Origin of the sequence: Nocardia sp. NBC_01377, assembly GCF_045040005.1 — a bacterium.
In the GTDB taxonomy this organism is placed as follows: Bacteria; Actinomycetota; Actinomycetes; order Mycobacteriales; family Mycobacteriaceae; genus Nocardia; species Nocardia noduli.
The window spans coordinates 8,727,148-8,750,482 of the sequence record NZ_CP109566.1; the positions used below are offsets into that span (position 1 = coordinate 8,727,148).

Here is a 23,335-nt window from a genome sequence, read left to right on the forward strand (position 1 = left end):
GTGGTTCGCCTTGCCCTCGAGGGAGAACCACACGGTTCCTCCGTGCAGCGCTGTGGACCGACGGATACCCCGCCATGCACGGCTCCGGGCGGGTATTCGCTAGCGTGCCCGACGTGACAGTGCTGCAGGTTCCTCGCCGTTTCAACGGGCCGCCGGATTCCGCCAACGGCGGCTACCTGGGTGGGCTGCTGGCCGATCAGCACGATGCGGCGACCGTCACCGTGGTGCTGCGGAGTCCGCCTCCGCTGGATACCCCGCTGCTGGTGCGGGACGGGGCGCTGCTGCACGGTGACGTCGTGGTCGCCGAATCGAGTGGCGGCGTATTCGAGCACGAGGCGCCGCGTGCCGTGCCGTTCGCGACGGCGGGGGAGGCGTCGCGGTCGTACCGCTGCAACGAGACCTTCTCGAGCTGTTTCGTGTGCGGCAGCGCCCGCCCCGACGGTCTGCGCATCGAACCGGGACTGGTCGGGGAAGGTCTGGTGGCCTCGCAGTGGATTCCGGACGCGTCGCTGCCGATCGGCACCGCGATCGTGTGGGCGGCGCTGGACTGCCCCGGCGGCTGGTCGCTGCCGGATATGGTCGAACGCCCCGCCGTGCTCGGCAAGATGACCGCGATCGTGCCCGACCTGCCGGAGGTGGGCGAAGAGTGCGTCGCGGTCGGTGAACTCCACGGTGAGCAGGGACGCAAGGCGTTCGCGTCGTCGGCTGTCTACGGAGCCGACGGCCGACTGCTCGGCCGCGCCGAACAGGTGTGGATCCGGCTGAAATGATCGTGCGGCACCGACCGGAGTCGGTGCCGCACGATTCGTGCTCCGCCGCCCTTACTTCTGGACGATGCGCGCCTCGAAATTGCGTTCCAGCTCGCGCCAGTTCTGCGCCTCCGCGGTGAACGGGGGATTCGGGGCGAGCCGGGTCGGGTCGGGATTGAGCAGGTAGGAGACGTACCAGCCGAGCGGGGTGGACTGGGCCAGCGCCTGCTCGACGGCATCGTCCTCGGCGTAGTCGGCCGCGTCGGTGAACAGTTCCACCGCCAGGTCGAGCTGGTCGATATCCACCGCTTCCGGCCCCTGCGACAGATCGTCGGCCAGACCGTGCAGCACGTAGACGTTCTCGTCGGTGACCTCGATCTCGAGCGAGCCGTCCACCGCCGCGGTCTGCACATCGCTGTAGGTGCTGACCCTGGACAGATCGTGTTCGTGATCGTCGGCCAGGTAGCGCGCCAGCGCCCGCTCCGAGCCGAAGGTCGAGATCGCGCCGTCCTTGCCGAGGAAGATCGGCTCGTCGTCGAGGTAACAGCGCAGCGTGAAGAGTTCGCCGTCGGAGGTGATGATCTTCACCGGGTCGATGCCGACCTCGTTCCAGAACGTCTCGTCCTCGTCGTCATCCGCGTCGAGATCGACCGACTCGAATTCCTCGTCCTCCTCGCTGTCGGCCGCGTCGTCGGCGTCGATGACGTTCTCCTCGGCCGCCAGCAGTTCCGCCTCGGCGACCGAGAGGGCCGTCGCGTCGACATCGGGGGTGGAGACCACCGAGTCGATGGCGTCGAGTACGGCGTCCCAGTCCTTGGCGATGGCCGCGCCGATCTGGATCCACAATTCCTCGCCGTCACGACCGACGAAGGAACTCACGCCCGCCGGCAGCGCGCCGAGCACCGGGTGGGAGCTGAAGAATTTGGTGACGACCTCCAGCTCACAGACCTCGCCGATATTGCGCACCATCTCGAGGGTGTCCTCGAGTTCGGCGATGGACTCCACCTCGGGGTCACCGGCGGCCAGCTCGGGAACCGCGACGAGATCGAAGGAATGATTCTCCTCCGGCTCCAGTTCGGCCGCCGACAACGCCACCACGATCTTCCAGGCCGGATGATCGACGAGGTCGTTATCGGAGTCGGTTCGTATGAACGCGGCGAGCTCCGCCACGGACTCGAAACCGTACAGCGAATCCTCGTGTCCGAGGAACGCCTCCCACTCGTCGTCGCCGTCCCGCCAGCGCGGTGCCCACAGTGTGACGAGATCGCCGTCGGTCAGGCCGAGCTCGATCGGGACGATGTCTCCAGAAGCCATGAGCGGAAGCCTATCGACCTTCCGTGTCAGGCACTATCCGGCCCGCCCCCAACGCTGCCGTTCGCGTCGGATGTGGCGGGTGCGAACGACTCGTTCAGTGTCGCAACGACCTTCGAGCGCTGTGCGCCCGCGTTCTCGGAAGCCTGCCTACAGGCCCAGATGATCAGCTGACCGACATCGCTGGGAGCCATCGATGTGACGGCCTCCGACAGCGAGAGTCCGACCAGCGCGCCGTCACTGTTCACCTCGACGCTGACCGCCCCGTCGTCGGTGGTGAACTGGCCGCGTACCTGCTTGAGGCCGTAGAGCGCGGCCTCGAGCGCTTCCAGTTTCGACGTCGCGTTCGCGACCAGCGCGTCCATTTCCGCACTCATACCTGTGCCCGCCTGCCACTCGGTTCCGTACGGATCGCCCCTGCCTTCGGCTCGGTCATACCGGCCTCATCCAGCTCGTCGGCCCGGTGTCGGCGTCGTCGATCCGGTCCAGCTCGTCGACCGCCTGCTGTCTGGTCGGCAACCCGAGCCGGTCCAGGATGTCGGCGGGCATTCCGGCCTCGGTGAGCACCTCGCGGCGCCTGGCCCGCGCGGCGACGGTGGACCGCTGCGTCAGGCGCAGGATCTCACCGGCGAGAGCCTGCGCGCCGTAACGGTATTCACTGCGCTCGAATTTGATCTCGACGGGCATGCCCTGATCGGTCGCTCGCACCGCGATGGTGCCCGACCTGTTGGTGCTGCCCGCGACCGTGACATTCGGCACCGGCTGCGACTGCTGCGGATCCACCGGCGTACTCATTCGGTGGGCCTGTAGAAGCCGTAGAACTCCATACCAATGTTCTCCGTTCGAATGGAACTGACCGAGACCGGGTCGCCGGCCTCGACGAGCTGCCCGTTGCCGACCACCATGGCGACGTGGCCGTCCCATACGGCCAGATCGCCCGGCATCAGATCGCCGGGTGACACCTGCGGGTGTCCGATGTGCTGTTCCTGGGCCAGACGCGGCAGTTCGACGCCCGCCTCGCCGTAGGCGTATTGCGTCAGGCCGCTGCAGTCGATACCCGATCCGGGGCTGTTACCGCCCCAGACGTACGGGGTGCCGACCGCGCCGAGCGCCGATTTGACCGCCGTCGCCGCCTTCTCGTTCGGCGCTTCGACCGTGCTGCCGTCGGGCAGGGTGATCTTCACGCCGGTGCCGTCGGACGACGTCGATTTGGCCGTGTCGGTATTGCTCGGCGTGGCCGAGGTGCCGGTGCTCGATTTGCTCGCGGCGGGCGTCGTCGCCGCCGACGAGGCGGTGTTCAGCGATTTGCCGACGGTGCTCACCATGCTGCCCGCGCCGCTCGCGAGACCGAGCAGCCCGTTGACGCCCGAGTTCACCCCGGAGGTGAGACCGGAGGCCAGATTGCTCGGGACCGAAGCCAGGGAGGTCGACGGCGGCGGTGTCAGCGAGTTCATCGCCTGGGTCTGGGTGTTGAGTTCGGTCTGAGTGCGGTTGACCACGCTCAGCCCCTGATTCAGGTGGTCGATCGCGGAGCCGACCAGCACCGTGAAGCCCTGCGGGGTGGCGATGGCGGGGCCGAGGCTCGACGCCTGGGTGAGGAAGGACTGGACGATGCCGTTCAGATCCTTCTGGCCCGTTTCGACCTGCACGGCGGCCTGATCGACCACGGTGGCCATCTCGGTGCCGCGATCGGAGATGGTCGCGGTCGAGGTCTGCACCCGCAACGCCTTCGACGTCGCGGCATCGGCGGCGACGCCGTCCCAGGCGACGTTCATCTGGTTGATGCTGTTGCGGCTCAACTGATGTAGCTGATCCAGCACCGTGGAGGTGGAGTTCAGCGCGTCCGAAGGCCCGCCCGTCGGCAGCACGCCGGTGCCGAAGCTGGAGAGCAGATCCAACAGCGGCTTGGCCAGCACGTTGATATCTATCACCGGCTCATCCGTCCAGATCTGTCGTCTTCAGCGCGGCGGCGTTGTTCAGGTCCGTTTCGGTGAGCACGGTCGCCGCGCCCGCCGTGGCGCCACCCAGGCTCGACAGCACCGCCGAGAGCTGGCCGATGGAGGCGATATGCCCTGCGTGGGCGGCCGCGTAGGCGGTCATGAAATCACCGCCGATGAGGCCCATGATCGGTCCGAGCAGCGCCGGGTTCGCGGCCGCCGCACTGACCGCGGCCCCCGCCATCTCACCCGACATCACCTCGGCGGTCGCGCTATAAGCCGCAATGCCTTCGGCGTCCGCCGACATCTTTCGCATAGTGCTTCCCCCATCCGTTGTTCCCAGGCAGAGTACGTCATCCACCTAGTTCGACGCGCTGCGTTCCCGATCGGTTCCCGCTCGTTCGGAAAATTTCGGGTCGGCGATCGGACTGGATGCGCGCCGATCCCTGTGTCGTTGTATCCCTGTGTCGCGGTGTACTCCTCGCGATGTACTCCACCCCGCTGCCGACGACCTTATCGTTCCCCTATGCGCACGCACACCGTGGACCACCCACTCGCCGCCGCCCTGCTCACGACCATGCGCGACGCGCGCACACCCAATTCCGGGTTCCGCGCGGCACTGCGCGATCTCACCGCGATCCTCATCTACGAGGCATTGCGTGAGGCTCCTGCCACCCGTTTCGACGTCACCACACCCGTCGCCGTCGCCGAGGGCGTGCGGCTGGCCGCGCCGCCGCTGCTGGTCCCGGTGCTGCGCGCCGGGCTCGGCATGATCGACGCGGCATCGGCGCTGATCCCGGACTCCAGGGTCGGATTCGTCGGCATCGCCCGTGACGAGGACAGTCACCAGCCTGTTCCCTACATGGAATCGCTGCCAGCCGATCTCGCCGAGATCCCGGTCTACGTACTGGATCCGATGCTGGCCACCGGCGGTTCCATGCGCCACACCCTCGAACTGCTCGTCGCCCGCGGCGCCACCGACATCACCGCGGTCTGCGTGGTCGCCGCCCCCGAAGGCATTGCCGCGCTCGCTGATTCGGGGTTGCCGGTCCGGCTGGTCACCGCCGCTGTCGACGCGGGCCTGAACGAGAACGCCTATATCGTCCCCGGCCTCGGCGACGCGGGCGATCGGCAGTTCGGACCGCGCTGAGCCGAGTCGTTCCGAACATTTCCGGAGGCACGCACCGGCGGCCGGGTGTCAGAGACTCTCGCAGAATTCCCGCAGTCGCGAAAGACGCTCGTCCGCACGATCTCTCGCTGTTCCCAGCCCCGCCCGCCCGGACACCGGTTCGACCACTTCCAGATAGCATTTGAGTTTCGGCTCGGTCCCCGACGGCCGGATCACGACCCGGATGCCACTGCCGTCGAAGATCAACGCGTCGGTCCGCATCCGGCCACGCACCCGGAGTTGGTCGGTGTATTTCACCGGCTCGCCCGCGATCTCGTCGGGAGGGGCCGCGCGCAGCCGGTCGACCACGGCGACCGCCGCCGAGATGTCGAGCAGTCGCAGCGAGACCTGGTCGCCCGCGTGCACGCCGAATTCGACGGCGTAATCGTCCAGTTCGTCGGTCAGGGTGCGTCCGACGGCCGCGAGGCGGGCCACCAGGTCGGCGGTGAGCACGGCGGCGGTGATCCCGTCCTTGTCGCGCACCGCCGCCGGGTCGACGCAGTGGCCGATGGCCTCCTCGTAGGCGTAGACGAGTCCGTCACCCGCGCGGGCCAGCCACTTGAAACCGGTCAGCGTCTCCGCGTAACGCCCGCCCCTGGCCTCGGCCAGTTCGGAGAGCAGTCGGGAGGAGACGATGGTGGTCGCCACCAAGGAGCCGGGCGGTGCGGTGCGCAGGACGTCGTCGCCGAGCAGCACGCCGGTCTCGTCGCCGCGCAGCATCCGCCAACCGCGCGGACCGCGGATGCCGACGGCGCAGCGGTCGGCGTCGGGGTCGAGTGCGATCGCCACGTCGGCGTCGACGCGCTCGGCGAGGGCCAGCAGCAGATCGGCCGCGCCCGGCTCCTCCGGATTCGGGAAGGCGACGGTGGGGAAGTCCGGGTCGGGCTCGAATTGCTCCGGCACGACGCGCACATCGGTGAATCCGGCCGCGCCGAGCGCGGTGACCGCGGTCGCGCCGCCGACACCGTGCAGCGCGGTCAACGCGATCCTGATATCGGCGCGCTCGCCCGGTCCGCCGATCGCGGCGGGCACCTGAGCGGCGCGCGCGAGATAGCGCCGCACGATCTCCTCGCCCGGATCGTCACCGAGCGCGGCGCGCACACGCGTGTCCGTCGAACCCGAGGCGGGATCCGCGCGCGGGATCGGCTCGCGCACCGCGTCGATCGCCGCCTCGATCTCGGCGTCGGCGGGCGGGATCAGTTGCGCGCCGCCGTCGAGGAAGACCTTGTAGCCGTTGTCGGTCGCCGGATTGTGCGACGCGGTGATCTGCACGCCCGCGACCGCCCCCGACTCCCGCACCGCGAAAGCCACCAGCGGTGTCGGCAGCGGGCGCGGCAGTATCAGCACCGAGAAACCGGCGGCGGCGAAGACCTCCGCGGTGACCTGCGCGAATTCGGCGGAACCGTGGCGCGCGTCGCGGCCGACGATCACGATCCCGCCTCCGAGGCACCGTCCGCGCAGCCAGTCGGCCAACCCGGCGGTAGCCCTGGCGACGGTGTCGACGTTCATGCCGTCGGGGCCGTCCTGGAGCGGACCGCGCAGGCCCGCCGTGCCGAAACGCAACATCAGTCGATCCTCGCCGACGTCGTCACGCTCACCGTCACAGTTGCTCGAGGATGCCGCGCAGCAGTTTGCCCAGGCGCGGGGCCGCCGCGTGCCCTTCGGCGAGTACCTCGGCGTGCGACAGGTGCTCACCGGTCACGCCCGCGGCCAGATTGGTGACCAGGGAGATGCCGAGCACGCGGGCTCCCAGCGCCCGGCACGCGATGGCCTCCAGCACCGTCGACATGCCGACCAGATCCGCGCCTATGGTGCGCAGCATGCGGATCTCGGCGGGTGTCTCGTACTGCGGACCGGTCAGGCCCGCGTAGACACCCTCGGTCAGGTCGGGGTCCATCTCGCGTGCCAGCGCCCGCAGTTCGGGGTCCCACGCGTCGACCAGGTCGACGAACGAGGCGCCCTCGAGCGGTGTCCGTCCGGTGAGATTGAGGTGGTCGCCGATCAGGACCGGTTCGCCGACCCGGAGGCCGTCACGGATTCCGCCCGCGGCGTTGGTGAGCACCACGGTGTCCGCGCCCGCGGCGATGGCCGCGGTGACGGGGTGCACGACCTGCGCGGGCGCGTATCCCTCGTACAGGTGCTGGCGTCCCATGAGCAGCAGCACGGGCGTGTTGTCGACGGCGAGCGAATGCACCATGCCGACGTGTCCCTGTGCGCTCGGCACTCCGAATCCGGGCAGTTCCGGCATGGCGACCGAGGCGCGCGGCGTTCCGATCTCCGCGGCGGCGTCCTGCCAGCCCGACCCGAGAACCACCGCGACCCGGTGGCGTTCGACTCCGGTACGTTCGGCGATCGCCTGGGCGGCCTGTTCGGCAAGCATGAACTCACTCTATTCGACGGCCTCCGAACGCGAGCGACGTAGTCGCCGACACCGCGAGCGTCCCCGGCGCGAGGCCGGGCCGCATCGTGTCGCGCGGACCGGCTACCCGTGAGTAGGACTCGCCGCGACAGCCCGATAAGCTGCGCCGCATGCCGTATCTGGAGCGCGAGGCAGATGTGTTCGTCCTGTACCTCGGGAACGAGGGACAGACCGACAGCGAGAACCGCTTCCACCCCGATTGGATCGATGAATTCCACGGGCTGCTCGACGAGGTCGAGGCGAGCGAGGGTCCCTCGGCGCTGGTCACCGTCGCCACCGGCAAGTTCTACAGCAACGGCCTCGACACCGACTGGCTCTTCGGCAACCTCGACCACATGCACGACTACCTCGATCGCGTGCACGGCGTCTTCGCCCGATTGCTCACCTTCCCGCTGCCGACCGTTGCCGCGATCAACGGCCACGCCTTCGGGGCGGGCGCGATGCTTTCCACCTCGCACGATTTCCGGGTGATGCGCTCCGATCGCGGTTTCTGGTGCCTGCCCGAGGTGCATCTCGGCATGCCCTTCACCGTCGGGATGAACGCGCTGCTGACCAACCGGCTGAGCAACCAGGTCTGCGTGCAGGCGATGACCACCGGGCATCGCTACCCCGCCGATCAGGCCGCGGCCGCGGGCATCGTCGACGACCTCGCCGCACCCGAGGTGTTGCTGGAGACCGCCGTCGCGCGCGCGGCGGCACTCGCGAGCAACCGCAAACCGAATCTGCCGGTGATCAAGCGCGCGCTGCACGCCGGGTCGTTGGCCGGGCTCGCCGTCCCCAATACCAGGGAGAACCTGGCCTTCGCCGCGGGGTAGACGAGCCGCGCGAGAGCCCGGGGTCCGCGGCGCGGAGCCGGGCGCAGCGTGCAACTGCCGCGACCCGTAGTGCGAGACTGTGTCGCATGCCACCACCGCGTAGCGGGCACGAGGAAACGCGCGGCGATCTCGCGCGCGCAGACAGGGCTGTGGCCGAGCACGCCGACGGGACCCGGGCGACGACGATCGCCGTCGACGCCTCGGACGCCGCGATCGCCGCCGCCACCGGACGTCTCGTCGAGCTGTCCCACGCCATCCACGCCGAGCCGGAACTGGCGTTCGAGGAGACGCGCAGTGTCGCCAAGACGGTAGCCCCGCTGATCGAGCGCGGTTTCCAGGTCGACCTGGGCGTCGCCGATCTGGCGACCGCGTTCCGCGCGACCTATGGCAGTGGAGATCTGACGATCGGCATCTGCGCCGAATACGACGCCCTGCCCGAGATCGGCCACGCCTGCGGACACAACATCATCGCCGCGGCGGCGGTCGGGACGGGTCTGGGCCTCGCCGAGGTGGCCGACGAACTCGGTATCACGGTGATCGTGCTCGGCACGCCCGCCGAGGAGAGCGGCGGCGGCAAAGTGCTGATGCTGGAGCGCGGCGTCTTCGACGACGTGGCGATGGCGATGATGGTCCACCCCGGTCCGGTCGACATCGCGGGCGCCAGATCGCTGGCTCTCGCCGATATCGGGGTGGTCTTCCACGGCCGCGAAGCCCATGCGAGCGCGTCGCCCGAACTGGGCCGCAACGCGGGGGACGCGGTCACCATCGCGCAGGTAGCTCTGGGCTTGCTACGTCAACATATCCAGCCTGGCCAGCAACTTCACGGTATAGTCGGCGACGGTGGCGTAGCCCCCAATATCGTGCCCGGACGTGCGGAACTGCTGTACTACCTACGCGCAGCGGATTCCGCATCCCTCGATGAACTGATGCGACGCGCATCGGCTTGTTTCGAGGCGGGCGCACTGGCAACGGGCTGCACCCACGAAATCCGGACGCTCGCCCCGACATATACCGAGCTGACGCCCGATGCGGCACTACTGTGTGCCTATCGTGAGCAGATCGCCGACCTGGGTCGGGTGCCGATCGCACCGGAACTCGAGGCGCGGCGCCCGCTGGGCAGTACCGATATGGGCAATGTCACCAACGTCATCCCCGGCATCCATCCGGTGATCGGCATCGATGCCGGTGGGGCGGTGACACATCAGCCAGGCTTCGCCGCGGCCAGTGTCAACGCCTCGGCGGATCGCGCGGTCACCGATGGCGCGCTCGCGCTCGCGCGTACCGCTATCGCCATCGCGCGCGATGAAGTACAGAGAGACAGGTTGTTGGAACGTCTGGTTCGACGACAGGAGGAAGTTCGGTGAGCACAACCGGCCGATCGTCGGCGCATGCGGAAGGGAGCGCGTGTGCGACCACGGAGGGCCCGGGGGGCGCGGGAGTGGCGGATATGAGCGGGTCGGAGGTCGTCGACGCGTGGCTGGCCGAGCACACGGTCGATCTGATCCAGTGGCGGCGGCACATCCACGCCAATCCAGAACTGTCCCGCACCGAATTCGCCACGACCGAGTTCATCTCGACGTGGCTGACCAAGGCCGGGTTGACACCCCAGAAGATGCCGGTCGGCACCGGTCTGATCTGTGACGTCGGCCCCGTCGACGCCCCGCGCATCGGTCTGCGCGCCGATATGGACGCCCTGCCGTTACAGGAGTTCACCGGACTCGGCTTCGCCTCGACGGTGCCAGGAGTCTCGCACGCCTGCGGTCACGACGCCCACACCGCGATCCTGCTCGGCACCGCGCTCGCGCTGGCCGAGATCGATCTGCCGGTCGGCGTGCGGTTCGTTTTCCAGCCCGCCGAGGAGGTCATGCCCGGCGGAGCCATCGACATGGTCGCCGCGGGCGCGATGGAAGGCGTCGACCGGATCTTCGCCCTGCACTGTGATCCTCGTCTCGAGGTCGGTCGGATCGGCATCCGGGTCGGCGCGATCACCTCCGCCGCCGACACCGTGGAGTTGGTACTCGATTCCCCCGGCGGCCACACCTCGCGCCCGCACCTGACCAGCGACCTGGTCTACGCCATCGGCACCGTCATCACCGGCCTGCCCGGCCTGCTGAGCCGCCGCATAGACCCCCGCACCAGCACCGTGATGGTCTGGGGCGCGGTATCGGCGGGCAAGGCCCCCAACGCCATCCCGCAGACCGGCATGCTCACCGGCACCGTCCGCACCGGAGATCACGCCACGTGGTCGCTGCTGGAACCGATGGTCAACGAGATCGTCGACGGCCTGCTCGCCCCCACCGGCGTGCGCTACCAGCTCAACTACCGCCGCGGCGTCCCCCCGGTGGTCAACGACGAGCACTCCACCCGCATGTTCGAGGACGCCATCCGAGCCCTCGGCCCCGACGCCCTCGCCGACACCCCCCAATCCGGTGGTGGCGAGGACTTCTCCTGGTACCTCGAAGAGGTGCCGGGCGCCATGGCCCGCCTCGGCGTCTGGTCCGGCGAAGGCGAACAACTCGACCTGCACCAGGCCACCTTCGACCTCGACGAACGCGCCCTCGCCGTCGGCGTCCGAGCCCTGAGCAACATCATCCTGCAAGCAGGATGAACAACACCCGCCCGGAGCGGGCCGCCCACCAGAACCCCGCCCGGCGCGAGTCTTACGAGCGCCCGTTCGCGGCCGTCTCGCGTCCGAGCGGTCGAGACAATGCGACGAAGTCGCGAGTCTCGACCGCTCGGACGCGAGACAAAAGGGGCCGCGAACCCGCGGCCCCGGCCGCCAAGAATTCAGCTGAAGTTTCCCGGCCCTACGTTGCGGCTGTTCCTGGTTCGCAGCGCGTGCACGTACTCCGCTGGCGCGCCTGCCTTTTCGGCCGCGTCGGCCATCACGCCGATGTACCGGGCGGAGGGTAGCCCGCCTTCGTAGGCGTCGAGGACGTACAACCACGCCAGGCGTGGTTCGGTCCCGCTGCCCGGGCTCGGGGTGACGCGTAGCCGGATCTTCTTGTGGATTCCGAAGTCCGAACCTTCCCAGCGGTCCAGCCTGTCCTCGTCCTCCGGCGAGACGTCGTAGAGCACGACGAAAACCCGGGATCCTGGTTCCTCGACGACCGTCGCCAGCGGTCCTTCCCACCCGATGTCGTCGCCGGCGAAGGTGAGTCGCCAGCCCTCCAACCAGCCCGTTCCGGACATGGGGGAGTGCGGACAGCGCTCGAGCATCTGGGACGAGTCCATGTTCGACCCGTAGGCGGCGTAGATCGGCACGGTGAAAGGGTAGCCAATAAGATCGGCGGATCGCTCATATCCCGCCCAGAGTGCCCTGTGCGAGTGTCATCTGTTGCCGCGTTCGATGGTCGCGCGCGTCTCATGAGGTCGAGTCGGCAGTGGTTGCCGGGTGCTCGCCCGATAACGTTGTCTGTGCGCCGGAGATCCCGGTCGACAGCCCAAGCGGAGGTATTCATGACCCGCATTGCCATCATCGGTGGCGGTCCCGCCGGTTACGAAGCGGCGCTGGTCGCGGCCCAGCACGGCGCCGATGTGACGCTCGTCGACCGTGATGGCATCGGCGGTGCGTGCGTGCTGTGGGATTGCGTTCCGTCGAAGACGTTCATCGCCTCGACCGGGGTGCGCACCGATCTGCGCCGCGCCAAGGACCTGGGCATCACGCTGGATCCGAGTCAGGCTGCCGTGGAGTTGCCGGAGGTGAACTCGCGGGTGAAGGCCCTCGCGCTGGCGCAGTCCTCCGATATCCGGTCCAAATTGCAATCGGCGGGTGTGAGAGTTGTCTCCGGTCGCGCGCGGATGACCGAGCCCGCCGTCGGACTGTCGACGACGCACCGGGTGTTCGTGTCGCGTGGCGAGGGCGGCGAGCGGGTGCTGGAGGCCGAGGTGGTGCTGATCGCCACCGGCGCCAGTCCCCGGGTGCTGCCGGGCGCCGAACCCGACGGTGAGCGGATCCTGAACTGGCGTCAGCTCTACGACCTGCGCGAACTCCCGGAAACGTTGGTGGTGGTCGGTTCCGGCGTCACCGGCGCCGAATTCGTCTCCGCTTATACGGAATTGGGCGTGCGGGTGAAATTGGTCTCCAGTCGTGACCGGGTGCTGCCCGGTGAGGACGCGGACGCGGCGCTGGTGCTGGAGGAGGCGCTGGCCGAGCGCGGTGTGGAACTGGTCAAACACGCGCGAGCGGACGCGGTCGAGCGCACCGCCGACGGCATTGTGGTGAAACTCTCCGACGGTCGCACCGTGACGGGCACGCACGCCCTGATGACCGTCGGTTCCACGCCCAATACCGACGATCTCGGCTTGGACCAGGTCGGTATCGAATTGGATCGTGGCGGCTATCTGCGGGTCGACCGGGTGTCGCGTACCTCGGTGCCCGGTATCTACGCCGCGGGCGACTGCACGGGCCTGTTGCCGCTGGCCTCGGTGGCCGCGATGCAGGGCCGGATCGCGATGTATCACGCGCTGGGCGAGGGTGTCAGCCCGATCCGGCTGAAGACGGTCTCCTCCGCGGTGTTCACCCGCCCGGAGATCGCGACGGTCGGCGTGAGCCAGACCGCCATCGATAACGGTGAGACCCCGGCACGCACGGTGATGCTGCCGCTGAACACCAATCCGCGCGCGAAGATGTCGGGGCTGCGCAGGGGTTTCGTCAAGATCTTCTGCCGCCCCGCGACAGGTGTGGTGATCGGCGGCGTCGTCGTCGCGCCCATCGCCTCTGAGTTGATCCTGCCGATCGCGCTCGCGGTGCAGAACAACCTCACCGTCAACGATCTGGCCCAGACGTTCTCGGTGTATCCGTCGCTGTCGGGTTCGGTGATCGAGGCGGCGCGCCAGTTGATGCGTCATGACGACTTGGATTGACGCGGGTCCGCCCCTCGGTAGCGATGCTCCGAGTGTGCTTGTTACCGGCTGGGATTCATCGCGTTGCCTGTCGGCCGAACATATGGTTGACTCCGGGCAGGGATGCGATCGGGCGGCGGTCGCTGGTTCTGTCGTGGGGGGAAGCTTCTTTCCAAACGGGAACGGCGAACAGCCCGAGGGTCGTGCTACGACGACCGCGTGTCTCGTCAGGGACAACTGAGTGCGACCGCGTGCGGCCGCACCCGAAAAGGGGAATTGCGAAAAGTGAAACATCGTAAGCCGAGTCGGGCGCAGCGAACGATGGCGGGGACGTCGTTGCCGCTGGCCGCCGCGGCAGCCGTGGCTACTCTTCTCGCGGCGCCCGCGGGGGCGGTTCCGAACGATCCGACCACGCCCACCACTCCCGCCCCGGCCCAGCCGGGTACCGAGACGCCACCGGAGACGCCGACCGAATCCGCGCCGGGGACCGCGAAACCCGATCCGGCCAAACCTGAATCGAAGCCGACGCCCAGCCAGCCGGGTATCACCACCCCGGATCCGGATCAGGTCATGCCCGATCCGAAGAAGGATCCGAAACTCGCGGCTCCGACGCAGCCGGGTGTCACCACCCCGCGTGTCGCGCCGCTGCCGGTACCGGGTCAGCCCGCGCAGCCCGCGACCGCCGAGGATCCCAAGGCTCCCGGCACCGAGGCCGCCCCGGCCGTGCCCGGTGCGACGCAGCCGGGCACGCCCGGTACCGCGCCCCGTTCGGGCACCGACACCCCGGCCGCGCAGCCGGAGAGCGACACTCTCATCCAGCAGCCGCCGCGCTGGGAGGCCCCGCGGATCGATTCGGCGCCCGCCGCGCCGGTCGTCGAGATGACCGGTCCGCGTACCGAAGTCGGCGCCAACGTCGACGGCGGCACCCTGCTGCCGGGTTTCGTGGCCAATACCCACCACTTCAACAATGCGGCCGGTTACGTCGGCACCGTCGGATACCGCACGCCGACCGGTGCGGGTGAAGCCGGTGTCTCGGTGGAGTTCGTCAGCGCCAACACCATTCAGATCACCAGCTACACCGGTGGTGAAGGTCTCGCGGACAACAAGTCCACCACGGTGCTCGACACCACCCAGGTGAATCTGGCCAAGGCGGCCGTCGAGCAGTGGATCGCCGCGCAGCCGGGCGGAACCGCCGCGCTGGAAGCCGCCGCGCAGGTTAAACTTCCCGCGATCATCGCACCGGGTGATGTCATCCCGCAGACGGTCAATGTCGCCGGCGTCACCACCCAGTGGGGTGGCTCGGTCCAGTACTGACATGAGCTGATTCGACGGTGGGGCGGTCGTTCGCGACCGCCCCACTCGTATGTCACGGGGAAAGGATGGGTCGTGGTCTCCGAGGGCGACGCGAAGGACGACGAATCCGGCAGGCGCCGGTCGGAATTCGGTCCTCCGGTGGGCGGTTTCGGCCCTCCGGTGGGTGGTCCGCCGCATGACGGCGGACCACCGACGGGCGACTTCGGCCCTCCCCTCACCGATTTCGGGCGACCGCCGCAGGGCGGTGGCGCCCAGGGGGGCAGATTCGGTCCGCCGACGGGCGATTTCGGTCCGCCGCTACGTGACGGTGGTCCGCCGACGGGCGATTTCGGTCCGCCGGTGCGTGACGGTGGTCCGCCGACCGGTGGTTTCGGTCCGCCGCTGCGTGATGGCGGCCCTCCTACCGTCGAATCCGTTCCCACCTGGTCGGTTCCGCAACCGCCGGGTGATCATCCGGAACTGGGCTGGCGACCGGCCGCCGAACCCGCGGGTCCGCCGCCCGACGCACGCTACCGCGCGCCCGACACGACGGACTTCCCCGCGCCGGTCGCCCCGCAGCCCGATTTCGACCCCGACGCCACCACGCGCCACCGGAATCCCGCCCCCGCCCCCGCGCCGAAACCGGACAACTGGTGGAGCCCGACCGATTCCGGCGAGGTGCCCAGGCCGCCGCAGGAACCGCGCGGCGGCGAGTCCGGCCTGTCCTGGGCCGACGATCCGATCGCCAAGCGGCTCGCGCCGAGTAGGCCCGTGCCAGAGACCACCAAGTCCGCGAGTAAGGGCCGGGGCGTGGTGGTTGGCGTCGCCGTGGCCGCCGTCGTGCTGATAGGTCTGATCGTGGCGATCGTCGCGATGGGCAGGGGCGGCGGTGAGGACGAGGCGTCCGCCACGGCGTCGCCGCCGTCGACGGCGGCGGCCTTGAGTTGCCCGGCCAGCCGCGACGGCAAGGTGTCGGTCGGCAACGGCCCCGGTGACACGTCGAGCGGACCGTCGGCGATCCTGGGATTCCAGCACGCGTTCTACGTCGAGCGCAGCGGTGAGGGCGTGCGCAGGTACGTCGCTCCCGACGCCGAGAACATCTCGTCGGCCGACATCATCCAGGGCGCGATCACCGACCAGATCCCGGCGGGCACGACGCACTGCCTGCGCATCACCGAGGTGGCCTCCGACACCTTCGACGTCGATCTGACCGAACATCGGCCCGACGGCACGACCACGGTGTACCGGCAGACGGTCAGCACCGTCGACCGGGACGGCAGGATCCTGATCTTCGCCATCCGGGAGCGCGGCTGAACGGTCGTTCTCCCGCATCGGGCTGTCATCGCGCATTACGTCGCGGTGGCAGCCCGTCTTCGTTTCGTCGCTGGTAGACCCCGCTCCAAGACTCGAAATCCCATATTACGGGAATAGAATTTCATATTCTGGTCATGCTGTGCGATGGTGGACATGACCAGAACCGTGGCGTCCCCCGGAGGTTTCCATGTCGCCGAATCGACCGCCGCTGTCCGCGAAACTGGACGGGTTGCAGAGTTCGGCGATTCGCGACCTGCTGAAACTGACCTCGCGCGCCGAGATCATCAGCCTCGCGGGCGGGCTGCCCGACGCCGCGCTGATGCCGAGCGAGCGGATCGCCGAGGCCGCCGCGAAAGCGCTGACCGACACCGCGGTCTTGCAGTACACCGAATCGCCGGGGTGGGCGCCGCTGCGCGCCGTGCTGGCCGAGCGCGAGTCGGCGCGGATCGGCCGCGCGGTCGCGCTCGCCGAGGTCTTCGTGACACACGGCTCGCAGCAGGCGCTTTCGCTGCTCGCCGAGGTGCTGCTCGATCCCGGCGCGCTGGTGGTCGTCGAGGATCCCGCCTATGTCGGTGCGCTGCAAGTCTTCCGCGCAGCGGGCGCGCGTCTGGTCGCGGTGCCGCTGGACGGCGAGGGGATGCGCGTCGACGTGCTGCGCGAGCTGCTCGCCCGCGGTGAGCGTCCCGCCGTGGTGCACACGGTCAGCAATTTCCACAATCCGGGCGGGGTCACCATGGGCTCGCGGCGTCGCCGGGAGCTCGCCGAACTCGCCGACGCGTACGGGATCTGGGTGATCGAGGACGACCCCTACGGCGAGCTGTGGTTCGACGCCGCACCGCCCGAGCCGGTGGCGGCCCACTCCCGCAATGTGATTCGCCTCTCCAGCGCGTCCAAGATCATCGCGCCGACCCTGCGCGTGGGCTGGATGACGGCGCCCGAAAGAGTCTGCCGCGCCGTCGAACTCCTCAAACAGGGTGCGGACCTGTGCGGTTCGGCGCTCACCCAGCAGATCGCGGCCGAACTCCTCGCCGACGACGCGTGGCTCACCGCACACGTCGACACGGTCCGCGCGACCTACCGGACCCGCGCCGAGGCTCTGGTCCGCGCCGTCCGCGCGACGTTCGGCGACAGCCTGTCCTGTACCGACGCCTCCGGCGGCATGTTCGTCTGGGCCTCGTTCACCGACGGCACCGACACCTCGGCGCTGTTGGCGCGCGCGCTCGAGGAAGGTGTCGCCTACGTTCCCGGGGCGGCCTTCACGGTGGACAGCGCCTACACGCATTCGATGCGGATGTGTTTCACCACCTCCGACGCGCCGGTCTTGGTGAAGGCCGTCGATCGGCTGGCGCGGGCGCACGCCCGCGCGCACGTGGTTTCCGGTCAGTCCACCCAGTTGTAGGTGCGCTCGACGGCCTTGTTCCACGCCGTCAGCTGGGCGTCGCGGACCTCGGCCGACATGGTCGGCCGCCAGGTGGTGTCCGCGGTCCAGTTCGCCACGATGTCGTCGGTGCTCGGCCAGTAGCCGACGGCGAGGCCCGCGGCGTACGCGGCGCCGAGCGCGGTCGTCTCGTTGACCACGGGGCGCACCACGGGGACATCGAGGATGTCGGACTGGAACTGCATGAGCAGATCGTTGCCGACCATGCCGCCGTCCACCTTGAGCGTCGTCAATTCCAGTCCGAGACGCTGGGATTCGGCGTCGGCGCGCATCGCGTCGACCACCTCCCTGGTCTGGAAGGCCGTGGATTCGAGCACCGCGCGCGCCAGGTGGGCCTTGGTGACGAATCGGGTGAGTCCGGCGACGACACCGCGGGCGTCCGGTCGCCAACGCGGCGCGAACAGGCCGGAGAAGGCGGGGACGATATACGCGCCGCCGTTGTCCTCGACGCTGCGGGCCAGCGGTTCGATCTCCTCGGTGCTCGAGATGAGGCCGAGATTGTCGCGCAACCACTGCACCAGCGAGCCGGTCACCGCGATCGACCCCTCCAGCGCGTAGACGGCGGGCTGATCGCCGAGGCGATAGCAGACGGTGGTGAGCAGTCCGTGTTTGCTGAGGACCGGGGTGGTCCCGGTGTTGAGCAACATGAAATTGCCTGTGCCGTAAGTGTTCTTGGCCTCACCGGGGGACAGGCAGGCCTGGCCGAAGGTGGCGGCCTGCTGGTCGCCGAGGATTCCCGCGATCGGAACGCCCGCGAGCGGACCGGAGGTGATCTCCCCGTAGACCTCCGACGAACTGCGGATCTCCGGCAGGATCGCCTCCGGCACACCGAATTCCGCGCAGATCCGCGGATCCCATCGCAGTGTGCGCAGATCCATGAGCATGGTGCGCGAGGCATTGGTCACATCGGTGACGTGTCGGCCGGTGAGATTCCACAGCAGCCAGCTGTCGATGGTGCCGAAACACAGTTCGCCCGCTTCGGCGCGCTCCCGCGCTCCTTCGACCCGGTCGAGGATCCAGCGCAGTTTCGGCCCGGCGAAATAGGTCGACAGCGGCAGTCCCGTGCGGTCCTGATAGCGGGTGGGGCCGATGTCACCGCCCAATTCGGTGACGAGGCGGTCGGTGCGGGTGTCCTGCCAGACGATGGCGTTGTGGATGGGCTCGCCGGTGGCGCGGTCCCACACCACGGTGGTCTCGCGCTGGTTGGTCACCCCGACCGCGGCGATATCGGCGGCGGTGAGATCGAGTTGTTCGAGTACCGCGCCGAGAACGTACTCGGTATTGCGCCTGATGGTCTCGGGATCGTGCTCGACCCAGCCGGGCCGAGGGAAGATCTGTTCGTGCTCCCGCTTGGCCACCCCGACGACGCGGCCGTGCCGGTCGAAGACGATGCACCTACTGGAGGTCGTGCCCTGATCGATGGCGGCCACATAGCGACGCATTCGAGCAGGCTACTAAACCCGGGGCGTGTCATGTCCGAATGCGGCGGTCGTACTCGGTCCACGACAGGGCCCGCGGGGAGCGTGCAGGCCGTGGTTTCCGCACGCCGCGCGCACACGCGCCACCCGCACTAGGGTGGATTCGGATACCGGTGGGTAGCGCTCGGCGACACGGGTCAGGCCCGCCGCTGGACGTGTGCCCAGTCGCATAGCCTGGAAGTGGAACAGCCCGACCGCGCGTGCCACACCAACATCGACAGCCGGCGATTGCGCCGTCGGCGCGAGGAGGCGAGCATGACCACGAAGCCGGATTCACAGTTTCTCGGGCCCGAGCAGCGCCGTACGGCGTGGGAGCGGTTCGGCAAGGATCATTTCGACGTGGTGGTGGTCGGCGGCGGCGTGGTCGGTGCGGGCATCGCGCTCGATGCCGCGACCCGGGGTCTGAAGGTGGCCCTGGTCGAGGCCCGCGATCTGGCCTCCGGCACGTCGAGCCGCTCGTCGAAGATGTTCCACGGCGGTCTGCGCTATCTGGAACAGCTGGAATTCGGACTGGTGCGCGAGGCGCTGCGCGAGCGCGAACTGGCGTTGTCGACGCTGGCCCCGCACCTGGTGAAACCGCTGCGTTTCCTCTATCCGCTGACCCGCCGGTTCTGGGAGCGGCCCTACGTCGCCTCCGGCCTGGTGCTCTACGACTCCATGGGCGGCTCGAAATCGGTTCCGGGACAGCATCATCTGTCCCGGCACGGCGCGCTGCGGCTGGCTCCCGGGCTCAAGAGCGACTCGCTGATCGGCGGCGTCACCTACTACGACACAGTCGTCGACGACGCGCGGCACACCATGACGGTCGCGCGCACCGCCGCGCACTACGGCGCGGTGATCCGCACCTCCACCCAGGTCGTCGGCTTCCTGCGCGAAGCCGACCGGGTCACAGGTGTGCGGGTGCGCGACAGCGAGGACGGCCGCGCCGGTGAGGTGCGCGCGCACGTGGTCGTCAACGCGACGGGCGTCTGGACCGACGAGGTGCAGTCGCTGGCGCGCAGCAGGGGCAGGTTCCACGTCCGCGCGTCCAAGGGCGTGCACATCGTGGTGCCGCGCGACCGGATCGTCAGCGACGCCGCGATGATCCTGCGCACCGCGACCTCGGTGCTGTTCGTCATCCCGTGGGGCGCGCACTGGATCGTCGGCACCACCGACACGGATTGGAATCTGGACCTGGCCCACCCGGCCGCCACCAACGCCGATATCGCCTACCTGCTCAACCGGGTGAACGAGGTGTTGGTCACCCCGCTCACCCACGCCGATATCGACGGTGTGTACGCGGGCCTGCGGCCGTTGCTGGCGGGGGAGAGCGATTCCACCTCGAAACTGTCGCGCGAACACGCGGTGGCGCGGGTCGCGCCCGGTCTGGTCGCCATCGCGGGCGGCAAGTACACGACCTACCGGGTGATGGCCTACGACGCGGTGGACGAAGCGGCACAGGACATTCCGGCTCGCGTCTCGCCGTCCATCACCGAGAAGGTGCCGCTGCTGGGCGCCGACGGCTATTTCGCCCTGGTCAACCAGACCCTGCATCTGGCCGAGACCTACGGCGTCCATCCGTACCGGGTGAAACATCTGCTCGATCGCTACGGTTCCCTCGCCGACGAGGTGATCGCCATGGCCGACGGCAAACCCGAACTGCTGCAACCGATCACCGACGCACCGGCCTACCTCCAGGTGGAGGCGGTCTACGCGGTGGCGGCCGAAGGCGCGTTGCACCTGGACGATATCCTCGCCCGCCGCACCAGGATCGCCATCGAATACGCCCACCGCGGCGCCAACTGCGCCGAGCAGGTCGCCCAACTGGTCGCCCCCGTACTCGGCTGGGACGAATCCGATATCGAGCGCGAGGTCAAGACCTATCAGGCCAGGGTGGAAGCGGAGATCCACTCGCAGAACCAGCCCGACGACACCTCCGCCGACGCCCTGCGCGCCGCAGCCCCCGAACCCCGACCGCAACTCCTCGAACCGGTGCCGCTGGACAGCTGAGCGGATTTCGGGCCCACGGAAGCGGCGCTCGCGCGGACTCCGGTGGACAGGGCGCGCAACCGAGCCTGCCCCGGCGCGATCGCCCATGCTTCCGGAGCGGTGTGCGACCGTGGTGCTGTTCGGCCCGCGTAGTCCGTGGGGCCGCAACCAGGTCGGCGGTGTGCCCCCGTGGCGCTACTCGGCCCGCGTAGTCCCTCGTGCGCAACCAGGTGGACGGCGTCGAGTTGTCGCACGCCGGGAGTGTCTCAGGTCGAGGCGTGCGGAGCTTCCACGGCGGTCGCCCAGTCGACCAGGGAACGCAGGTAGCTCAGCACGAGTTCGTCGGGATAGGTCCGCCGGTCGGCCAGGTGCAATCGGGCGATTTCCTCGATCGCGGCCAACAGAAGGCGTTGGGTCGGGCCGTCCGGGTCGACGGTGACCCCCGCATAGTGGGACAGGTGGCCCGCGCCGATCACCCTGGCGTAGGCGCGTCCCATGTCGAGGCGCTCACGCAGGCCGGGCGGTCCGCCGTCGGGTGGGCTGAGCATGATCTGCCAGCTGGTCGGGGCGGCGTGTAGGTAGGCGAGGATCGCCTGGCCGACCCGGTCCACGTCGTCGGCGCGCCTGGCCGATGTGGGGTTGTTGCCCGCGTTCGTCGGGTCGGTGAGGTCGTCGCCCGCGCCCTGTCGGGTGCCGGTACCGACGCGGTCGTCCGTGCTCGACCGGTCGGTATTCCCGTCGACACCCAGCGGGTCGATGGTGCCGATCCCCGCGAGCGCGATCTCGCTCTCGCGTTCCAGCAGCGCCGTCATCAGCCCGGACAGGTCGACGAACTGCTGGTAGACGAGGGCTCGCGCGACGGGCGCCGACCGCGCCACCCGCTCGATCGTCACCGCGGCGAAACCTTCGGCGGCGACGATGTCGCGGGCGATGTCGAGGAGCTGGGCGCGCCGATCGGTGGCGGACATGCGCCGCCGCGGTGTCGACGCCGAATCGGCTTCGGCGCGAGGAGGATCGGCGGGCGCCGTACTCGTCCGCGGCGTGGCGGCGGGGCGACGCTCGGTGCTCACGACTCAGACGGTAGCGCGAGCAGTAGATCCACCGCCCGAGCGGCACTCTGCACCGCGCTCTCCATGGTCGCCGACCATTCGGTGGCGGTCCAATCACCTGCCAGCGCGAGGGTCGGTACCGAGGTGCGCTGGGCCGGGCGCAGGCCGTGGGTGCCGAGAACCTGGGAGAAGGTGGCCTTCGGCATCCGGATCACTTGGGCCTGAACCACTTTCAGGGCCGCGGCGGCGGGGTAGTAGCGGCGCAGCAGCGCCAGTTGTTCGTCGACGATCTCCTCGTTCGATTTGTGGATCTGCTCGTAGGCGCCGCTGGTGGTCAGGCAGTACAGCCAGGCCCGTTCGGTGCTGCGGCCGGTCATCAGCTGCCGGTCGAAGACCTCGTCGATGACGCCGGTGCCGCCGATCAGCGCCTCGAATTCGCTTTCGGTGCCGAGTGGCCCGTCCAGGTAGAGGTTGGTGCTGACGATCGGCGTGTGGCCCAATTTGTCCGCGGCGGCGTAGATCTCGGGGTGTTCGGGCAGTTCGTCGAGCAGGCCGCCGATATTCGCGTTGGGCACCGCGCAGATCACCGCGTCGGCGGGGACGACGGAACCGTCGGCGAGCGCGACCCCGGTCACCTTCCCGTCGGCGATATGGATGCGTCGCGCCACCGCCTTGTGGCGCACCTCGACCCCGTGCCGCGCGAAGACCTCGAGCGCGCCGGTGACGTAGAGGGTGTCGAGATCGGTGGTGGGGTAGCCGATGTCGACACCTTTGCGATCCTTGATTCCCAGTCGGATACCGGTCGCGAGCACATCGGCGAACACCTTGGCCGATTCCCGGTGCACCGGCTCGGCCGCGATGCCGAGTGCCAGCCAATCCCAGACGGCCTCGCGCGCGGTGGCGGGCATGCCGACCCGGTCGAACCACTGCGCGGTGGTGAGGTCGACGAGATCGGCGGGCTGACGCAGGCACTGCTGGCTGAGCCTTGCGGTGGCCAGGGCGGTGCGGACCCGGTCCAGGGCCGTCGCGTCGGGATGCGGTCCGGTGAGAGTGCGCCAGGCGCCCAGACCGGTGGTCCGCATCGTCGCCGAGCGGCCGTCCGGCCAGCGCAGGGTGCCGCCACGGGGAAACGCGACGAAACGCCTGGTGCCGACGCTGGTGAGATACCGGAACAGGTGGTGGTAACCGCTGGCGATCACGTGTTGCCCGTTATCGGGAAGATCTTCGGCCGCTTCCGCTTTCATGGCGTGGGTGCGTCCGCCGAGTCGGCCGCGTCGCTCCAGCAGGGTGACCTGTTTACCCGCCTCGGCCAGCCACACCGCCGACGCGAGCCCCGCCAGTCCGCCGCCGATCACCACGTACCGTCGCGGATCGTTCGAATCGCTCACAGCCATACTCCCTCACCCTAACTTCCAATTTGTAAGTTAGAGGTCGGGCGTGGTGCGGTCAATGGCCGAGCGTCACGCCGCGACCGATCGCAGCGCGCGAAGCTCCCCGGCGTGGTGGGCCGAGAACATGCGCACCCGCGATCCGTGGTCGCGGGCGAGCAGG

Annotated in this window: 21 protein-coding genes; 10 read left to right on the top strand and 11 right to left on the bottom strand. The window is 69.0% G+C overall.

The window, feature by feature from the left end; translation table 11 throughout:
- Positions 1–113 precede the first annotated feature (113 nt).
- Entirely contained in the window at positions 114–770 is a 657-nt protein-coding gene (locus OG225_RS39855) for a hypothetical protein (protein WP_405179766.1), read from the top strand.
- A gap of 51 nt (positions 771–821) precedes the next feature.
- Here OG225_RS39855 and OG225_RS39860 read toward each other — a convergent pair whose 3' ends face one another.
- The 5 genes from OG225_RS39860 to OG225_RS39880 are packed head-to-tail and all read right to left on the bottom strand — an operon-like array spanning position 822 to position 4,304.
- On the bottom strand, positions 822–2,063 hold the full coding sequence (locus OG225_RS39860; RefSeq protein ID WP_405179767.1) for a primosomal protein: 1,242 nt from the start codon (positions 2,061–2,063) through the stop codon (positions 822–824).
- A 26-nt stretch (positions 2,064–2,089) separates the two neighbouring features.
- Positions 2,090–2,437, bottom strand: coding sequence for a YbaB/EbfC family nucleoid-associated protein (locus OG225_RS39865; protein WP_405179768.1), 348 nt, complete (start codon positions 2,435–2,437; stop codon positions 2,090–2,092).
- Between the two features lie 55 nt (positions 2,438–2,492).
- Entirely contained in the window at positions 2,493–2,855 is a 363-nt protein-coding gene (locus tag OG225_RS39870) for a hypothetical protein (protein WP_109525561.1), read from the bottom strand.
- Positions 2,852–3,991: an NlpC/P60 family protein gene (locus OG225_RS39875; RefSeq protein WP_405179769.1), complete on the bottom strand. Its 1,140-nt coding sequence runs from the start codon at positions 3,989–3,991 to the stop codon at positions 2,852–2,854. The genes OG225_RS39870 and OG225_RS39875 overlap by 4 nt, the downstream gene beginning before the upstream one ends.
- Positions 3,992–3,995: 4 nt before the next feature.
- The gene (locus OG225_RS39880) at positions 3,996–4,304 is read right to left on the bottom strand and encodes a hypothetical protein (RefSeq protein WP_405179770.1); all 309 of its coding nucleotides are present in this window, start codon (positions 4,302–4,304) and stop codon (positions 3,996–3,998) included.
- A 219-nt stretch (positions 4,305–4,523) separates the two neighbouring features.
- On the opposite strand from OG225_RS39880, the gene upp reads away from it, so the two are divergent.
- Positions 4,524–5,147: a uracil phosphoribosyltransferase gene (upp, locus tag OG225_RS39885; RefSeq protein WP_216916992.1), complete on the top strand. Its 624-nt coding sequence runs from the start codon at positions 4,524–4,526 to the stop codon at positions 5,145–5,147.
- A gap of 48 nt (positions 5,148–5,195) precedes the next feature.
- On the opposite strand, the gene OG225_RS39890 is transcribed toward upp, so the two are convergent.
- Both OG225_RS39890 and OG225_RS39895 read right to left on the bottom strand, forming a co-directional pair.
- Positions 5,196–6,731: a phospho-sugar mutase gene (locus OG225_RS39890; protein WP_405179771.1), complete on the bottom strand. Its 1,536-nt coding sequence runs from the start codon at positions 6,729–6,731 to the stop codon at positions 5,196–5,198.
- Between the two features lie 34 nt (positions 6,732–6,765).
- Entirely contained in the window at positions 6,766–7,545 is a 780-nt protein-coding gene (locus OG225_RS39895; RefSeq protein ID WP_405179772.1) for a purine-nucleoside phosphorylase, read from the bottom strand.
- A 149-nt stretch (positions 7,546–7,694) separates the two neighbouring features.
- Here OG225_RS39895 and OG225_RS39900 point away from each other — a divergent pair, with 149 nt between their 5' ends.
- The 3 genes from OG225_RS39900 to OG225_RS39910 all read left to right on the top strand — a co-directional run bounded on the left by OG225_RS39900 (position 7,695) and on the right by OG225_RS39910 (position 11,007).
- Positions 7,695–8,399, top strand: a complete 705-nt coding sequence (locus OG225_RS39900; protein ID WP_405179773.1) for an enoyl-CoA hydratase/isomerase family protein — start codon at positions 7,695–7,697, stop codon at positions 8,397–8,399.
- An 86-nt stretch (positions 8,400–8,485) separates the two neighbouring features.
- The gene (locus tag OG225_RS39905; protein WP_405179774.1) at positions 8,486–9,763 is read left to right on the top strand and encodes a M20 family metallopeptidase; all 1,278 of its coding nucleotides are present in this window, start codon (positions 8,486–8,488) and stop codon (positions 9,761–9,763) included.
- An 83-nt stretch (positions 9,764–9,846) separates the two neighbouring features.
- Positions 9,847–11,007: a M20 family metallopeptidase gene (locus OG225_RS39910; RefSeq protein ID WP_405179775.1), complete on the top strand. Its 1,161-nt coding sequence runs from the start codon at positions 9,847–9,849 to the stop codon at positions 11,005–11,007.
- A gap of 179 nt (positions 11,008–11,186) precedes the next feature.
- Here the strand turns inward: OG225_RS39910 and OG225_RS39915 are convergent, their stop codons facing one another.
- Entirely contained in the window at positions 11,187–11,663 is a 477-nt protein-coding gene (locus tag OG225_RS39915) for a gamma-glutamylcyclotransferase (protein WP_109525569.1), read from the bottom strand.
- Between the two features lie 195 nt (positions 11,664–11,858).
- Between OG225_RS39915 and OG225_RS39920 the strand changes: the two genes are divergently transcribed.
- The 4 genes from OG225_RS39920 to OG225_RS39935 all read left to right on the top strand — a co-directional run bounded on the left by OG225_RS39920 (position 11,859) and on the right by OG225_RS39935 (position 17,250).
- Positions 11,859–13,265, top strand: coding sequence for an NAD(P)H-quinone dehydrogenase (locus tag OG225_RS39920; RefSeq protein ID WP_216916986.1), 1,407 nt, complete (start codon positions 11,859–11,861; stop codon positions 13,263–13,265).
- Between the two features lie 300 nt (positions 13,266–13,565).
- The gene (locus tag OG225_RS39925) at positions 13,566–14,558 is read left to right on the top strand and encodes a hypothetical protein (protein ID WP_405179776.1); all 993 of its coding nucleotides are present in this window, start codon (positions 13,566–13,568) and stop codon (positions 14,556–14,558) included.
- Positions 14,559–14,630: 72 nt separating this feature from the next.
- A complete protein-coding gene (locus OG225_RS39930; RefSeq protein ID WP_405179777.1) occupies positions 14,631–15,851 on the top strand; it encodes a hypothetical protein in 1,221 nt (406 codons plus the stop codon).
- 187 nt (positions 15,852–16,038) lie between these two features.
- On the top strand, positions 16,039–17,250 hold the full coding sequence (locus tag OG225_RS39935; protein WP_405179778.1) for a PLP-dependent aminotransferase family protein: 1,212 nt from the start codon (positions 16,039–16,041) through the stop codon (positions 17,248–17,250).
- On the opposite strand, the gene glpK is transcribed toward OG225_RS39935, so the two are convergent.
- A complete protein-coding gene (gene glpK, locus OG225_RS39940; RefSeq protein WP_405179779.1) occupies positions 17,232–18,731 on the bottom strand; it encodes a glycerol kinase GlpK in 1,500 nt (499 codons plus the stop codon). The genes OG225_RS39935 and glpK overlap by 19 nt on opposite strands.
- Before the next feature lie 291 nt (positions 18,732–19,022).
- Between glpK and OG225_RS39945 the strand changes: the two genes are divergently transcribed.
- On the top strand, positions 19,023–20,756 hold the full coding sequence (locus OG225_RS39945) for a glycerol-3-phosphate dehydrogenase/oxidase (RefSeq protein ID WP_405179780.1): 1,734 nt from the start codon (positions 19,023–19,025) through the stop codon (positions 20,754–20,756).
- A gap of 245 nt (positions 20,757–21,001) precedes the next feature.
- On the opposite strand, the gene OG225_RS39950 is transcribed toward OG225_RS39945, so the two are convergent.
- Positions 21,002–21,703, bottom strand: a complete 702-nt coding sequence (locus OG225_RS39950) for a TetR/AcrR family transcriptional regulator (RefSeq protein WP_405183513.1) — start codon at positions 21,701–21,703, stop codon at positions 21,002–21,004.
- 98 nt (positions 21,704–21,801) lie between these two features.
- Positions 21,802–23,172 (bottom strand): FAD-dependent oxidoreductase, encoded by a 1,371-nt coding sequence (locus OG225_RS39955; RefSeq protein WP_405179781.1) that lies wholly within the window; start codon positions 23,170–23,172, stop codon positions 21,802–21,804.
- Positions 23,173–23,335: the final 163 nt, after the last annotated feature.

Coding starts and splice junctions, on each gene's coding strand:
- glpK (WP_405179779.1), bottom strand. CDS start 18,731: ATGCGTCGCTATGTGGCCGCCATCGATCAGGGCACGACCTCCAGTAGG.
- OG225_RS39880 (WP_405179770.1), bottom strand. CDS start 4,304: ATGTCGGCGGACGCCGAAGGCATTGCGGCTTATAGCGCGACCGCCGAG.
- OG225_RS39905 (WP_405179774.1), top strand. CDS start 8,486: ATGCCACCACCGCGTAGCGGGCACGAGGAAACGCGCGGCGATCTCGCG.
- OG225_RS39945 (WP_405179780.1), top strand. CDS start 19,023: ATGACCACGAAGCCGGATTCACAGTTTCTCGGGCCCGAGCAGCGCCGT.
- OG225_RS39900 (WP_405179773.1), top strand. CDS start 7,695: ATGCCGTATCTGGAGCGCGAGGCAGATGTGTTCGTCCTGTACCTCGGG.
- OG225_RS39890 (WP_405179771.1), bottom strand. CDS start 6,731: ATGTTGCGTTTCGGCACGGCGGGCCTGCGCGGTCCGCTCCAGGACGGC.
- OG225_RS39865 (WP_405179768.1), bottom strand. CDS start 2,437: ATGAGTGCGGAAATGGACGCGCTGGTCGCGAACGCGACGTCGAAACTG.
- OG225_RS39935 (WP_405179778.1), top strand. CDS start 16,039: ATGTCGCCGAATCGACCGCCGCTGTCCGCGAAACTGGACGGGTTGCAG.
- OG225_RS39925 (WP_405179776.1), top strand. CDS start 13,566: ATGGCGGGGACGTCGTTGCCGCTGGCCGCCGCGGCAGCCGTGGCTACT.
- OG225_RS39920 (WP_216916986.1), top strand. CDS start 11,859: ATGACCCGCATTGCCATCATCGGTGGCGGTCCCGCCGGTTACGAAGCG.
- OG225_RS39910 (WP_405179775.1), top strand. CDS start 9,847: ATGAGCGGGTCGGAGGTCGTCGACGCGTGGCTGGCCGAGCACACGGTC.
- upp (WP_216916992.1), top strand. CDS start 4,524: ATGCGCACGCACACCGTGGACCACCCACTCGCCGCCGCCCTGCTCACG.
- OG225_RS39870 (WP_109525561.1), bottom strand. CDS start 2,855: ATGAGTACGCCGGTGGATCCGCAGCAGTCGCAGCCGGTGCCGAATGTC.
- OG225_RS39895 (WP_405179772.1), bottom strand. CDS start 7,545: ATGCTTGCCGAACAGGCCGCCCAGGCGATCGCCGAACGTACCGGAGTC.
- OG225_RS39860 (WP_405179767.1), bottom strand. CDS start 2,063: ATGGCTTCTGGAGACATCGTCCCGATCGAGCTCGGCCTGACCGACGGC.
- OG225_RS39950 (WP_405183513.1), bottom strand. CDS start 21,703: ATGTCCGCCACCGATCGGCGCGCCCAGCTCCTCGACATCGCCCGCGAC.